Annotated in this window: 14 protein-coding genes; 5 read left to right on the top strand and 9 right to left on the bottom strand. The window is 65.2% G+C overall.

All coding sequences use genetic code 11. The features are described 5' to 3' along the window. The first annotated feature begins 11 nt into the window (after positions 1-11). Together KDB76_RS11155 and KDB76_RS11150 are read left to right on the top strand one after the other, a co-directional pair. The gene (locus tag KDB76_RS11155; RefSeq protein WP_038409290.1) at positions 12-920 is read left to right on the top strand and encodes a LysR family transcriptional regulator; all 909 of its coding nucleotides are present in this window, start codon (positions 12-14) and stop codon (positions 918-920) included. An 88-nt stretch (positions 921-1,008) separates the two neighbouring features. Then, positions 1,009-1,404: a hypothetical protein gene (locus tag KDB76_RS11150; protein ID WP_023662326.1), complete on the top strand. Its 396-nt coding sequence runs from the start codon at positions 1,009-1,011 to the stop codon at positions 1,402-1,404. A 38-nt stretch (positions 1,405-1,442) separates the two neighbouring features. On the opposite strand, the gene KDB76_RS11145 is transcribed toward KDB76_RS11150, so the two are convergent. The 4 genes from KDB76_RS11145 to KDB76_RS11130 all read right to left on the bottom strand — a co-directional run bounded on the left by KDB76_RS11145 (position 1,443) and on the right by KDB76_RS11130 (position 4,533). Further along, positions 1,443-1,724, bottom strand: a complete 282-nt coding sequence (locus KDB76_RS11145; protein WP_003259987.1) for a type II toxin-antitoxin system RelE/ParE family toxin — start codon at positions 1,722-1,724, stop codon at positions 1,443-1,445. Next, positions 1,714-1,959, bottom strand: a complete 246-nt coding sequence (locus KDB76_RS11140; protein WP_013972043.1) for a type II toxin-antitoxin system Phd/YefM family antitoxin — start codon at positions 1,957-1,959, stop codon at positions 1,714-1,716. Before KDB76_RS11140 ends, KDB76_RS11145 begins: the two co-directional genes overlap by 11 nt. A gap of 243 nt (positions 1,960-2,202) precedes the next feature. Next, positions 2,203-3,309 (bottom strand): alkene reductase, encoded by a 1,107-nt coding sequence (locus tag KDB76_RS11135; RefSeq protein WP_031325095.1) that lies wholly within the window; start codon positions 3,307-3,309, stop codon positions 2,203-2,205. A 30-nt stretch (positions 3,310-3,339) separates the two neighbouring features. Further along, positions 3,340-4,533, bottom strand: a complete 1,194-nt coding sequence (locus tag KDB76_RS11130) for an MFS transporter (protein WP_038409288.1) — start codon at positions 4,531-4,533, stop codon at positions 3,340-3,342. A 362-nt stretch (positions 4,534-4,895) separates the two neighbouring features. On the opposite strand from KDB76_RS11130, the gene KDB76_RS11125 reads away from it, so the two are divergent. Both KDB76_RS11125 and KDB76_RS11120 read left to right on the top strand, forming a co-directional pair. Continuing rightward, positions 4,896-5,882 carry a zinc-binding dehydrogenase gene (locus tag KDB76_RS11125; RefSeq protein WP_013972040.1) on the top strand — a complete coding sequence of 329 codons (987 nt, stop codon included), beginning with the start codon at positions 4,896-4,898 and terminating at the stop codon, positions 5,880-5,882. Positions 5,883-5,989: 107 nt separating this feature from the next. Next, positions 5,990-6,532, top strand: coding sequence for a WYL domain-containing protein (locus KDB76_RS11120; protein WP_038409286.1), 543 nt, complete (start codon positions 5,990-5,992; stop codon positions 6,530-6,532). Positions 6,533-6,614: 82 nt separating this feature from the next. Here KDB76_RS11120 and KDB76_RS11115 read toward each other — a convergent pair whose 3' ends face one another. From KDB76_RS11115 to KDB76_RS11105, 4 genes are read right to left on the bottom strand one after another with little or no spacing between them, the layout of a single operon-like run. After that, a complete protein-coding gene (locus KDB76_RS11115; RefSeq protein ID WP_013972038.1) occupies positions 6,615-7,391 on the bottom strand; it encodes an SDR family oxidoreductase in 777 nt (258 codons plus the stop codon). Between the two features lie 33 nt (positions 7,392-7,424). Then, positions 7,425-7,589: an NIPSNAP family protein gene (locus KDB76_RS30060; RefSeq protein ID WP_265182884.1), complete on the bottom strand. Its 165-nt coding sequence runs from the start codon at positions 7,587-7,589 to the stop codon at positions 7,425-7,427. Next, positions 7,561-7,731 carry an NIPSNAP family protein gene (locus tag KDB76_RS30055; protein WP_265182883.1) on the bottom strand — a complete coding sequence of 57 codons (171 nt, stop codon included), beginning with the start codon at positions 7,729-7,731 and terminating at the stop codon, positions 7,561-7,563. Before KDB76_RS30055 ends, KDB76_RS30060 begins: the two co-directional genes overlap by 29 nt. A gap of 21 nt (positions 7,732-7,752) precedes the next feature. Further along, a complete protein-coding gene (locus KDB76_RS11105; RefSeq protein WP_038409285.1) occupies positions 7,753-8,916 on the bottom strand; it encodes an iron-containing alcohol dehydrogenase in 1,164 nt (387 codons plus the stop codon). A gap of 265 nt (positions 8,917-9,181) precedes the next feature. On the opposite strand from KDB76_RS11105, the gene KDB76_RS11100 reads away from it, so the two are divergent. Next, on the top strand, positions 9,182-10,486 hold the full coding sequence (locus tag KDB76_RS11100) for an MFS transporter (RefSeq protein ID WP_013972035.1): 1,305 nt from the start codon (positions 9,182-9,184) through the stop codon (positions 10,484-10,486). Between the two features lie 947 nt (positions 10,487-11,433). Here KDB76_RS11100 and KDB76_RS11095 read toward each other — a convergent pair. Then, entirely contained in the window at positions 11,434-12,354 is a 921-nt protein-coding gene (locus KDB76_RS11095) for a LysR family transcriptional regulator (RefSeq protein ID WP_013972034.1), read from the bottom strand. Between the last annotated feature and the right edge of the window lie 17 nt (positions 12,355-12,371).

The raw sequence follows: 12,371 nt of genomic DNA, 5'->3' as shown, positions 1-12,371 counted from the left end.
CGAGCCATGCCATGCCCGACCGTCTGCTCAACGACCGCCTCGACTGGAACCTGCTGCGCACCTTCCGGGTCATCGGCCAGGAGCTGTCCATCAGCCGTGCTGCCGCGCGCCTGCACCTCACCCAACCGGCAGTGAGCCAGGCGCTCAAGCGCCTTGAAGAACAGCTTGGCCGCCAACTGATCGCCCGCCGCGGGCCGCGCTTCGTGCTGACGGAAATGGGCGAGCGGCTGTTCCAGCTGGCTGGCGAGGTCTATGGGCAGATGTCGCAGATCGGCGGCTTGCTGGAGCAACCGGCGGACGAACTGGTGGGCAAGGTACGCCTGCTGATGATCAGCCGTATCGTCAACGAACACTTCGACGACTTCCTCGCCGACTTCCACCGCCAGCACCCGCGGGTGGAGCTGGAGATCGACGTGATGCGCAGCTCCGACATCGTTGCCGCCCTGCAGGAGAAAACCGCCACGGCGGGCCTCAGCCTTAACCGGCGTGCGCAGCCACGGCTGGAGCAACGGTTGTTCCTGCGCCAGCGCTATGCGTTCTTCTGTGGCAAGCACCATGCCCTGTTCGGCCAGGACGAAGGCGACCTGCAGCGGGAGAATTTCGTCAGTTTCACCAGTGACCAGATTGGCGGAATGCTGTCGCCACTGACCATTTTCCGCGACCAGCAGGGGTTTGCCGGGCGGATCGTGGCCTCGTCACCAAGCCTTGAGGAGGTACGCCGGCTGGTGATTGCCGGGTTTGGCATAGGTTGCCTGCCCGAGCATGTGGTAGCGCCGGATGTAGACGCCGGGTTGCTGTGGAAGCTGCCGCCGCAGGAAGGGATTGCCGATGTGGATATCCACCTGTTGTGGAACAGGGAGCAGCGCTTCAGCCGCGCGGAAGAGGTGTTTATCGAGGCGTTGCAGCACAGCCTTGACTGAACGCAGAGCTGGGGTCGACGAGCACTGGACACGATAGTGGCCAATTAGTAGCATCCAGCCCAACTGAACATTACGGACAATCTCAGTCATGGATCGAGCTACCGGGGTCATTCGACGCCCTATTCATCACCCCATCCGCCCCTTGATCACTTGGGAAGAAGCATGGAAGGGGCCCGACGAGGGCTTGATCCGCTGCTGGGAGATTGGCCGTGAGCGGGCTCTGGCCCAGCCAGAACTTGCCCGGCACTGCGCCGATGGCGCACTCCCGGTGCTAGGTTGGAAAGGTGGCCATGATCGCGCATTGAAGAAACCGATGAAGTACGGTTCGTTCAAGTACCTGGCGCAATGGCAGGGCCTTCGCGGCGAGGATCTGTTCATCGATACGCGAACAGAGCTCACCCTGACCTGTAATCACACCGGCATGCTGACAACGTTCACACCGGACCAGGAAAAATACGCCAACGCTGTGATGCTGATGGAATAGCAACGAGGAACAGAGGGATGGCTACACCGTGATGATGTTTACCGCTTCTGAGCGGATCGATACACCTCGCTACGCTCGCGTTTGCCAACCGATACCACCACTACAACGATCCGCTCGTCCTCGACTCGATAGACGAGGCGATATCCAGAGGCCTTGAGCTTGATTTTGTAGTGGTTCGGCAGGTCACGCAGCGCGTCGGCCTGTACCTTGGGTGACTGCAGGCGCTCGGCGAGTTTTTTCTTGATCTGTTCGCGCACGGTGTGGCCTAGCTTGCCCCACTCTTTCAGTGCCGAAGGCAGGAATTCGAGTTTATAGGTCATCCAGGGATACCGGTACGCCTTTTTCACCCAACCTCGACTTGGCCAGTTCGCTCAATTCGAGATCTTCCAAGCGTTCCATCATGGCCTCGTACAGTTCGGCCGGCACCATGTAACCCATCACGCGGTTGTGATTGAGCACGGCGACGGGCATACCCGCAGCGCCGGTCATCACCGCGGATGGGTTCTTTTTCAGTTCCGACACGCTTACGGCCACGTCAGCGAATATGTTTTGCATGTTTTCACCCTCAAAAGAGAGCCATATTTTGGTCCATATATAGGACACAAACAAGTCGTCACTGCTCAAGCACAGAGGTGAGACACGACAGGCGAAATGCCGTCTTTTTGGGAGATCGCCCAGCCCTCTGAATCCAACGCGGTGCATGGCACCGGCTGCGCCGGTGTTCGCGGCTAAAGCCGCTCCCACAGGGTCCCTGCTAACTCAATGAGTCATTTGCAGTTCCATGAGGAGCGATCGGGGTCAGGCTGTTGCCAGTGCCGGGTAGTCGGTCAGGCCATGGGCATCACCACCGAACAGCGTGGCCCGTTCGTGCTCGGCCAGGGGCGCATTCAGCTTCAGCCGCGCCGGCAGGTCCGGGTTGGCCACGAATGGCCGGCCGAAGCCGACCAGGTCAGCCCAGCCCTCCTCCAGCGCGCGCCGTGCACGTTCGCCGGTGTATTTGCCGGCATACACCATCACCCCGGGGAACACCGCCCGCAGCTGTTGCTTGAAGTCCACCGGCATGTCCGGCGCGTCATCCCAGTCGGCTTCGGCAATGTGCAGGTAGCCGATGCCGATTTCGCCCAGGCGCTTGGCCGCTGCGGTATAGGTGGTGACCGGGTCGGCGTCGACACAGCCATTGAGCGTGGTCAGCGGCGCCAGGCGTACGCCTACACGCTGGGCGTCGCCGGTACCTTCGACCAGCGCACGGGTGACCAGGTCGAGGAAACGCAGGCGGTTTTCCAGCGAACCGCCGAAGCGGTCGGTGCGGTCGTTGGCGCCGGAATCGAGGAACTGGTTGACCAGGTAACCGTTGGCCGCGTGCAACTCGACACCGTCAAAACCGGCGGCCATGGCGTTGCGCGCAGCCTGGCGGTATTGCTCGATGATCTCGGCAATTTCCGCTTCGCTCAACGCGCGCGGCTTGGAAGCCTGGACAAAGCCTGGCGTGCCGTCGGCATTGTCGATGAACACATTCACGCCTTCAGCCTGCATCGCCGAGGACGACACCGGTGCCTGGCCACCAAGCAGGCTGCTGTGGCTGAGGCGGCCGACGTGCCAGAGCTGGGCGAACATGCGCCCGCCCGCGGCATGCACAGCCTCGGTGACCAGGCGCCAGCCGTCGATCTGCGCCTGGGTGTGGATACCCGGGGTGCGGGCGTAACCCTTGCCCAGTGGCGAGATCCAGGTGCCTTCACTGACGATCAGCCCGGCACTGGCGCGTTGTGCGTAGTACTCGGCCATCAGCGCGGTCGGTACATCGCCAGGCTGGGCAGCGCGGGAGCGGGTCATCGGTGGCATCAGCACGCGGTTGGGCAGGTTGAGGGCGCCGAATTGCAGGGGTTGGAACAGTGGATCTTGAGCCATTGCGAGCATCTCCGTAAGGCGAATCAGGGGTCAGGCGCGGCTGACGACAGGTTGTGACTGGGCAGGTACGCGGCGGTCGAGGCGGCCGCTGTACAGGGTCAGGGCCAGGGCACCGAGGGTGACCAGCGCGGCAATCCATGGGGTGTGCCCGAGGCCGAGTTGTTGCACCACCTGGACACCGCCCAAGGAGCCACCGGCCACACCCAGGTTGAAGGCGGCGATGTTGAAACCGGCCGCCACGTCGACTGCGTCGGGGGCGACCTTTTCCGCCTGCTGCACCACGTACACCTGCAGGCCCGGCACATTGCCGAAGGCCACCGCGCCCCAGGCCAGTACGGTGATTACCACCAGCACCGGATGCGGCGCGGTGAAGGTCAGCGCCAGCAGCACCACGGCCAGCAGCAGGAAGATGATCGACAGTGCCTTGACCGGGCCTTTGCGGTCGGCCAGGCGGCCGCCCCAGATGTTGCCCAGGGCAACCGAAACGCCGTAGGCGAGCAGCACCAGGGCGACGCTGTTGGCGCCGAAGCCGGCGATGTCCTGCAGGATCGGGGCAAGGAAGGTAAAGGCGATCAGCGAGCCGCCGTAACCCACGGCAGTCATGGCATACACCAGCAGCAGGCGCGGTTGCAGCATCACCCGCAGTTGGCGCAGCAGCGGTGCCGGCTGGCTGTGCTGGATGCGCTTGGGCACGAACAGCAGTGCGCCGAGCAGCGCTACCAGGCCGAAGGCAGCCACCACCAGGAAGGTCACGCGCCAGCCGAAGTGCTGGCCGATGAAGGTACCCAGCGGGATACCGGTGACGAAGGCCACGGTCATGCCACTGAACATGGTGGCGATGGCGCTGGCGGCTTTTTCTTTCGGCACCAGGCTGGTGGCGATGATCGAGCCGACCGAGAAGAACACGCCGTGGGCCAGGCCGGTGAGGATGCGCGCCATGATCAGCGATTCGTAGCTGGGCGCCTGCCAGGCCACCAGGTTACCGGCGGTGAACAGCGCCATCAGGCCGACCAGCAGCAGCTTGCGCGGGACGCGGCCGGTCATGGCGGTGAGCAAGGGCGCGCCGATGGCGACGCTGAGGGCGTAAAGGCTTACCAGCAGGCCGGCCGAAGGCAGTGTCACTGCCAGATCATTGGCGATGGTCGGGATGAGGCCGACGATCACGAACTCCGTGGTGCCGATGGCGAAAGCCGCCAGGGTCAGGGCTAACAAGGCGAGAGGCATTTGAGAATCACCTGTGGAAGGTTGGGATGGATGGATTCTCGGGGGGACGTGGGGACGGGAAAAAGATGGGCGCGGGACAATGAGTTTTGATCTGGAAGCAAAGGTTGCGATGGGGCTGTTGCGAAAGGGTCAATCTTTTGTGTTGCCTGACAGACGCATTCGCGGGCACGCCCGCTCCCACCGGAATTGCACAGGCTCCGGGCTGGTGCTGTACCTGTAGGAGCTGGCTTGCCTGCGATGGGCCGCCCAGCGGCCCCGCTTTTTTGTCCTCCAGTCAAAACACCTTGCCCTCACCGCACCTTTTTCCCACGCCCGATCCCCGCTAGCCTGCCGCCCACACCCGTCTCGTAAGGACCCGCACCATGCCAACCCATCATCAAGCCTGGGCCTGGACCCCGAACGCCGGCCTCGACGGCCTGCAACTGCTGCGTAAACCCCTGCCACAACCCGGCCCCGGTGAGGTGCTGGTGGCCAACCGCGCCATTGCCCTCAACCCGGTGGACTGGAAAATCTGCGAGTGGGGCCACCCGGCCTGGCAGCAGGGCACGGTCCCGGGCGTGGATGGCGCCGGTGTGGTAGTCGCGGTTGGCGCAGGCGTCGACATGCCGTTGGGCAGCCGCGTCGCCTACCACCAATCGCTGGCGCGTGACGGCAGTTTTGCCGAGCACTGCCTGCTCGATGCAAGCCTGGTCATGCATATCCCCAGCGCGCTCAGCGACACTGCCGCGGCCGCCGTGCCCTGCCCCGCCCTGACCGCCTGGCAGGCCCTGGCCAAGGTACCCGAAGGTGCCAGCCGCGACGTGCTGGTGATCGGCGCCGGTGGCGCGGTGGGCTTCTACCTCGCGCAACTGGCCGCGCAGCGTGGCCTGCGCGTGTGGGCCAGTGCCGGCCAACACCACCACGCCTCGCTCAAGGCCCTCGGTGTGAGCGGGGTGTTCGACTATCACGACGCCGACTGGCAGAACCAACTGCAGGCCGCCCTGGGCGAGCGCCCGCTGCATGCCCTGTTCGACACCGTCAGCGGCGCCCATGCCGGCAGCCTGGCCCACCTGCTCGGCTACAACGGCCACCTCGTGTGCATCCAGGACCGCCAGGAAACCGCACCAACGCCCGCTTTCAGCACGGCGATCTCGCTGCATGAAGTGGCGCTCAACAGCATTCATGCCTACGGCCAATTGGCAGACCGCCAAGCCCTGCGCGTGGCCGGTGAAAAATTGCTGCAGGCCATTGCCGATGGTCGCCTGATCGCTCCACAGCGCCGCGAGTTCACCTTCTCTGCTTTGCCACAGGCTCTGCGGCAGCTGAAAGAGGGCCAAGGCACAGGCAAATGGGTGACGCGCCTGGACTAAACGCCAAATGCGAAAACTTGGATCCCATTCTGCTACAAGGTATGCTGAGCAATAGCTAAACGCCACTACTTAGGCAGGCTTCGTGCCTGCCTTCAAGGACGAGCCCTTTGCCCAGCCACCCTACCCGCCACACCATCGCCCGCCAGTGGCAGCTGCTAAAGCTGCTGCCAGGCCGTCACCCGGGGATGAGTTCCACCCAGTTGCAGGCCGCCCTGACCACCGTTGGCTATATCACCAGCAAACGCACGGTCGAACGCGACCTGGTCGAACTCGCGGCACTCTTCCCGCTGCAGTGCAACAGCAAAGGCATGCCCTACGGCTGGTACTGGCAAGCGGGCCTGAACCCTGGCGAAGCGCAACAGCTGCAGCCCGATGCGCTCTCACCTGCGGAACAGGTCGAGTTGCACGCCTGGGTCGATGATGCCCTTGCCCGGCGCCTTGAGGCGTCGCCACTGTCGGCAGATATGCAACTGACGCTGCAGGCGGAAGGTGGTGCCATCCTGGTAGCTACCGTCGACGACAACCGCTCGCTGATGGGCTGGCTGCTGTCCCAGGCCGGCTCGATCCGCGTGCAGGCGCCGCAGGCATTGCGACAGGCCATGCTCGTGCAGTTGCGCCAGAGCCTGGCGCTGCACGAGGGTGGTTGTTGACCGGCAAGAACACCAACTCCGTGGCGATTCACTGACTATCAGTGCCAATGGGCACTGACCTGTAGGAGCAGCGTTGGGGCCGTCAGAACGTGCCGGGGAACGCCCCGCCATCGATCAACAGGTTCTGCCCGGTGATGTAGCCGGCATGCGCACTGCACAGGAACGCGCAGTAAGCGCCGAACTCACCCGCGCCGCCAAAGCGTGCCGCCGGGATGGCCTTGCGCCGCGACTGGGCGGTGGCTTCCACATCGCCACCTGCCGCTTTCAGGGTCTTCTGCAGGCGCGCCGTGTCGAACGCCCCAGGCAGCAGGTTATTCAACGTCACGTTGCGGCCCGCCAGGCGCTGCTGACGGGCCAGGCCGGCGATGAAGCCGGTAAGGCCACTGCGCGCACCATTGGACAAGCCAAGAATATCGATCGGCGCCTTCACCGCACCGGAGGTGATGTTCACCACCCGGCCAAACCCGCGCTCGGCCATGCCATCGACTACCGCCTTGATCAGCTCGATGGGGGTAAGCATGTTGGCGTCCAGTGCCTTCAGCCAGTCCTCGCGGCCCCAGTCGCGGAAGTCGCCCGGGGGCGGGCCACCGGCATTGTTGACCAGGATATCCACCTGCGGGCAGGCTGCCAGCAGCGCCTGGCGCACCTCGGCGTCGGCGACATCACCGGCCACGGTGCGCACCTCGATGCCCGGGCAGGCCGCGCGCAACTCGGCGGCGGTCTGCTCCAGGGTGGCCTGGGTACGGGCATTGATGACCAGGTTGACGCCTTCTTTGCCCAGCGCTTCGGCGCAACCTTTGCCCAGACCCTGGCTGGCCGCGCAGACGATGGCCCAGCGGCCGGTAATGCCTAGATCCATTGGGTTGTTCCTTGATGCAATGCAGTTACAGGGTCACTGGATCGGCGAAAACGCGGCAGGCATCAACAGCTTCGATTCCATCCGCACCAGCATCGGGAAGGCCACCGGGATGAAGCGCTCCAGCCAGTCCGCATCGCGGTACAGGGCGGCGCGGCGCTCGATGCGGTCGTCAAGGCTCTCGTAGGCCCAGATGTGCACCACCTGGTTCAGTTCGCCGATCTCGGTGTACCACCAGCTTGGCGTAGCGCGAGATCACCGGCAAGCCTTCCTTTTCGAAGTGCTCCAGGTATTGCTTCATCTTGCCGATGTGCAGGGTGTAGGTACGCATTTCATAGAACATGGTCGTGGTTCCGTTAAAGGTTCAGAGGTTGCCGTGGTAGGCATCGGTGATCAGGCGCTCGACATCGCGCGCGGTGGTCAGGCGTGGGTTGACCAGCACGTTGCCGCTGCGCATCGAGTCGCTGACCATCTGCGGCAGGAAGTCCAGGTCCACGCCCAGCTCACGGATGGTCGCCGGGATGCCGATGGCCTGGTTCAGGGCCACCACCGCATCTACCGTGCGCGCCGCGGCCTGCTCCACGCTGAGCCCGGTCACATCGGCGCCCAGGGCAATGGCGATGTCACGGAAGCGCTCCGGGCAGGCCGGCAGGTTGAACTTGATCACGTAAGGCAGCAGGGCGGCGTTGGCGATGCCATGGGGAATGTTGAACACCCCGCCGAAGGTGTGGGAAATGGCATGCACGTTGCCCAGCTTGGATTGCGAGAACGCCACCCCGGCCAGGAACGAGCCCAGCAGCATCTGCTCACGGGCCGCCATGTCGGTGCCGACGAAGTAGGTCTTTTCCAGGCTGCCGGCAATCATGCGAATGGCTTGCAGGGCCATGGCCTGGCTGATCGGGTTGGCCTGGCGCGACACATACGACTCGATGGCGTGGGTCAGGGCATCCATGCCGGTGGCGGCGGTAATGGCCGCCGGCAGCTTCAGGGTCAGTGCCGGGTCGAGGATGGCCAGGCGCGGGAACAGGCGCGGGCTGACAATCACCGTCTTGAACAGCGTGCGCTTGTTGGTGAACACGGTCGACGCGGTGCATTCGCTGCCGGTACCGGAGGTGGTCGGGATGGCGAAAATCGGCAGCGGCGGCTGGGTCAGTTTGTCGTAGCCCTCGTAGTCGAGGATGTTGCCAGGGTTGGTGGCCATCGCCGCCACGCCCTTGGCGGTGTCGATGCTGCTGCCGCCGCCCACGCCGATCACGGCGGTGCATTTGCGCTCTTTCAGCAGCGCCACGGCAGCGTCGAGCACATCGGTGCTGGGGTTGGCTTCAACGGCGCAGAACAGCTGGTAGTCGATGCCCGCCTGCTCCAGCGAGGCGAAGAAGCCGGCCAGGATGCCTGCATCGATCAGGCCCTGGTCGGTGACCACCAGCAGGGTGCCGTCCACGTGCGGCTTGAGCAGCGCACCGGCCTGGTCGGCCAGGCCCGCGCCACATTTGGCAATGGTGGGGAAATGGAACTGGAATTGGCTCATGAGGGGTCCTCAGGCTACTGCGTTGTTCTTGTTGTGCCCGCCGTGACGCTGGCGGGCCGTGCCGGGGCAATCTAGAGCGCGGGCCAGGGCCGCCGATAATGAAAAGAGCTGATCCGCCAATAACCACTGCTTATCCCCCGCCGGGTAATAAGCAGGCGTTATTGGCGGATCAGCTCTTTTCATTACCTGCACTGCCGGCAGCGCTCCAACAATCGGCCTGCGTAGTTGCTACGCCTCCCGATAATCACAACAACGAGCTCCTGCGATGAAGACCATCCCCTCCCCGGCCGACCTGGCGCTGCCCGCTGCGGCCCCGATGACCACGGTGCGCTGGCGCATCTTCCTGATCCTGTTGCTGCTGACCGCAATCAACTACATCGACCGCGCCTCGCTGTCGGTGGCGCTGCCGCTGATCGCCCCTGAATTCAACCTGACGCCGGCCATGGAAGGGCTGATGCTCAGTGCGTTCTTCTGGTCCTATGCCTTGATGCAGATCCCAGGCGGCATGCTGCTGGACCGCTTCCACACCCGCGGCATCATTGGCGCGGCAACCGTGGCCTGGGGCCTGTTCCAGGCACTGGGCGCGGCCTCGCACAACTGGCTGGTACTGCTGCTGACGCGCATCGGCCTGGGCGTGGCCGAGTCGCCGATCATGCCCGCCGGGGCCAAGCTCAATGGCGCCTGGCTGACGCCTAACGAACGTGGCCGTGGCGCGGTGCTGGTGGATGGCGGAGCGCCGCTGGGCAGCGCCCTGGGGGCGATCCTGATTTCCGGGCTGATTGCCTGGCTGGGTTCGTGGCGGTTGGCCTTCGTGGTGGCAGGGGTCGGCACCGTATTGGCCGGCATCCTGGCGTGGAAGTACATCCGCAACCACCCCAGCGAGCATCCGGGGGTCAACGAGGCCGAACTGCGCCACATCACCGAAGGCAACGCCAGCGCCCACGCAGCGGCAGCCAAGGCCAGCCTGCCGCTGCGCGAGCTGCTCAAGGACCGTTCGATCTTTGCCATGTTCGCCGGCTACAGCTGCATCCTGGCGGTGTTCTACGGCCTGCTGACCTGGATGCCGAGCTACCTGCACAAGGCCCACGGTCTGAACATCTCGGCCATGGGCGGGGCGACCTTCCTGATCTTCATGTGCGGGTTTGTCGGCGAACTGATCGGCGGCTGGATCGGTGACCGCTGGCGGGCTAGCGGCGCCTCGCCGAACCTGGTGATGCGCACCATGTTCAGCGGTTCGGCTCTGGTGGCGGCGCTGTGCATCCTGGCGGCAGCCTATGTGGGCGAGACCGTCGCGGTGATCAGCCTGCTGTGCGTGGCGATGTTCTTCATCCGTTGGTGCGGGATGTACTGGTGCCTGCCGGCGATCATCGGCGGGCCGTCGCGCACCGGCGTGCTGGGTGGCACCATGAACTTCTGCGGCAACATGGCCGGGGTGCTGGTGCCGATCGTGATCGGGCTGATCGTGCAGTTCACCGGGGATTACTTCTTTGCGCTGATCTTCTTTGTGGTGGCTGCGGTGTTGATTGCGGTGTTTTCCAGTTTGATCGATTACCGCGAGCGGCAGTTCTGAGGCAGGGATTGCGAGATCCCTGTGGCAGCGGCTTCAGCCGCGAACACCGGCGCAGCCGGTGCCATCACCGCGTCGCCTGCTTCGCGGGTGAACCCGCTCCCACAGGTACGGCGCAGGCTTCGGGCTCGCGCTGTACCTGTGGGAGCGGCTTCAGCCGCGAACACCGGCGCAGCCGGTGCCATCCACTGCGTCGCCTGCTTCGCGGGCTTGCCCGCCCCCCACAGGTACAGCGCAGGCTTCGGGCTCGCGCTGTACCTGTGGGGGCGGCTTCAGCCGCGAACACCGGCGCAGCCGGTGCCATCCACCGCGTCGCCTGCTTCGCGGGCTTGCCCGCTCCCACAGGTACGGCGCAGGCTTCGGGCTCGCGCTGTACCTGTGGGAGCGGCTTCAGCCGCGAACACCGGCGCAGCCGGTGCCATCCACTGCGTCGCCTGCTTCGCGGGCTTGCCCGCCCCCCACAGGTACAGCGCAGGCTTCGGGCTCGCGCTGTACCTGTGGGAGCGGCCGTGGCCGCGAACACCGGCGTAGCCAGTGCCATCCACCGCGTCGCTTGCTTCGCGGGCTTGCCCGCTCCCACAGGTACGGCGCAGGCTTCGGGCTCGCGCTGTACCTGTGGGAGCGGCCGTGGCCGCGAACACCGGCGTAGCCGGTGCCATCTACCGCGTCGCTTGCTTCGCGGGCTTGCCCGCTCCCACAGGTACGGCGCAGGCTTCGGGTTCACGCTGTACCTGTGGAGCGGCTTCAGCCGCGAACACCGGCGTAGCCGGTGCCATCCACCGCGTCGCCTGCTTCGCGGGCTTGCCCGCTCCCACAGGTACGGCGCAGGCTTCGGGCTCGCGCTGTACCTGTGGGAGCGGCCGTGGCCGCGAACACCGGCGTAGCCGGTGCCATCCACCGCGTCGCTTGCTTCGCTGGCTTGCCCGCTACCATAGGGGTCGCAACAGGGCTCAACCGGCCGTAAGTTCCTCCACCAGCAACCGCGCCGCCGGCGATAGCGGCGCTGCCACCCGGTGCACGATCCCGAACGGCTCGCTCAGTGCCCGCAGCTTCACTGCCAGCGACACCAGCAACCCGCGCTGCTCGGCAAAGGCCGCCACGGCGCTGGGGATCACCGCCACCAGTGTCGGGTCGCCTTCCAGCAGCATGAAGGTGGCAAAGGTGGAGAAGGTTTCCAGCGGGTAGCGTGGCACCTCCACCCCCGCCTCGCTCAACTCACGCTCCAGCGCCTGGCGCATGGGCATGTTGGCCGGGTAGACAATCCAGCGGTACTGGCTCAGGTCACCAACTTCCAGCGTCGCCGCCCCGGCCAGCGGGTGCTGCGGGTGCGCGACCACCGCCAGCGGCTCCTGGGCCAGTTCGACAAAGGCGTAGTCCGCCGCATTGCGGCCCAGCCCTGGCCGGCAGATGGCCAGGTCCAGGCGCCCTTCATCAAGCTGGGCCAGCAGGTTGGCACTGGTGTTCTCGGCGATCTCCACCGCCAGTTGCGGCTGCTTGCGGCGCAACCGCCCGAGGGCACCGACCAGGGTCGGCATGGCACCCATGATGCTACCCACCGCCAGCCGCCCACCCTGGCCCTGGACGATGCCCAGCACCTCCTCGCGCAAATGCCCCAGGTCACTGTGAATCAACCGCGCATATCGCACCACGCAACGGCCCACGTCATTGGCCACCAGGCCGCTGGGCAGGCGCTGGAACAACGGCACACCCAGCACCTCCTCCACCTCGCGCAAGGCCTTGGTGGCCCCGGGCTGGGAAATCGCCATGGCCTCCGCCGCCTTGTGCAGGGAGCTGCAACGGTCCAGTTCGATGAGCAGGCGTAACTGACGCAGGCGCAGGCGGGAAAAAATGGAGTCCAGGGAGGGGATCATCGGGCAGGCTCGGCATG

The organism is Pseudomonas sp. JS425, assembly GCF_018223845.1.
Lineage (GTDB): Bacteria > Pseudomonadota > Gammaproteobacteria > Pseudomonadales > Pseudomonadaceae > Aquipseudomonas > Aquipseudomonas asiatica.
Note: the sequence above shows the minus strand (reverse complement) of the source record. Positions and strands in the feature narration are given on the sequence as shown.

What these genes read in the sequence shown, in the direction of transcription:
- KDB76_RS11130 (WP_038409288.1), bottom strand. Translation starts at nt 4,533, where the DNA reads ATGCCTCTCGCCTTGTTAGCCCTGACCCTGGCGGCTTTCGCCATCGGC.
- KDB76_RS11105 (WP_038409285.1), bottom strand. Translation starts at nt 8,916, where the DNA reads ATGAGCCAATTCCAGTTCCATTTCCCCACCATTGCCAAATGTGGCGCG.
- KDB76_RS11095 (WP_013972034.1), bottom strand. Translation starts at nt 12,354, where the DNA reads ATGATCCCCTCCCTGGACTCCATTTTTTCCCGCCTGCGCCTGCGTCAG.
- KDB76_RS11135 (WP_031325095.1), bottom strand. Translation starts at nt 3,309, where the DNA reads ATGGCTCAAGATCCACTGTTCCAACCCCTGCAATTCGGCGCCCTCAAC.
- KDB76_RS11125 (WP_013972040.1), top strand. Translation starts at nt 4,896, where the DNA reads ATGCCAACCCATCATCAAGCCTGGGCCTGGACCCCGAACGCCGGCCTC.
- KDB76_RS11155 (WP_038409290.1), top strand. Translation starts at nt 12, where the DNA reads ATGCCCGACCGTCTGCTCAACGACCGCCTCGACTGGAACCTGCTGCGC.
- KDB76_RS11115 (WP_013972038.1), bottom strand. Translation starts at nt 7,391, where the DNA reads ATGGATCTAGGCATTACCGGCCGCTGGGCCATCGTCTGCGCGGCCAGC.
- KDB76_RS11145 (WP_003259987.1), bottom strand. Translation starts at nt 1,724, where the DNA reads ATGACCTATAAACTCGAATTCCTGCCTTCGGCACTGAAAGAGTGGGGC.
- KDB76_RS11150 (WP_023662326.1), top strand. Translation starts at nt 1,009, where the DNA reads ATGGATCGAGCTACCGGGGTCATTCGACGCCCTATTCATCACCCCATC.
- KDB76_RS30055 (WP_265182883.1), bottom strand. Translation starts at nt 7,731, where the DNA reads ATGTTCTATGAAATGCGTACCTACACCCTGCACATCGGCAAGATGAAG.
- KDB76_RS11100 (WP_013972035.1), top strand. Translation starts at nt 9,182, where the DNA reads ATGAAGACCATCCCCTCCCCGGCCGACCTGGCGCTGCCCGCTGCGGCC.
- KDB76_RS11140 (WP_013972043.1), bottom strand. Translation starts at nt 1,959, where the DNA reads ATGCAAAACATATTCGCTGACGTGGCCGTAAGCGTGTCGGAACTGAAA.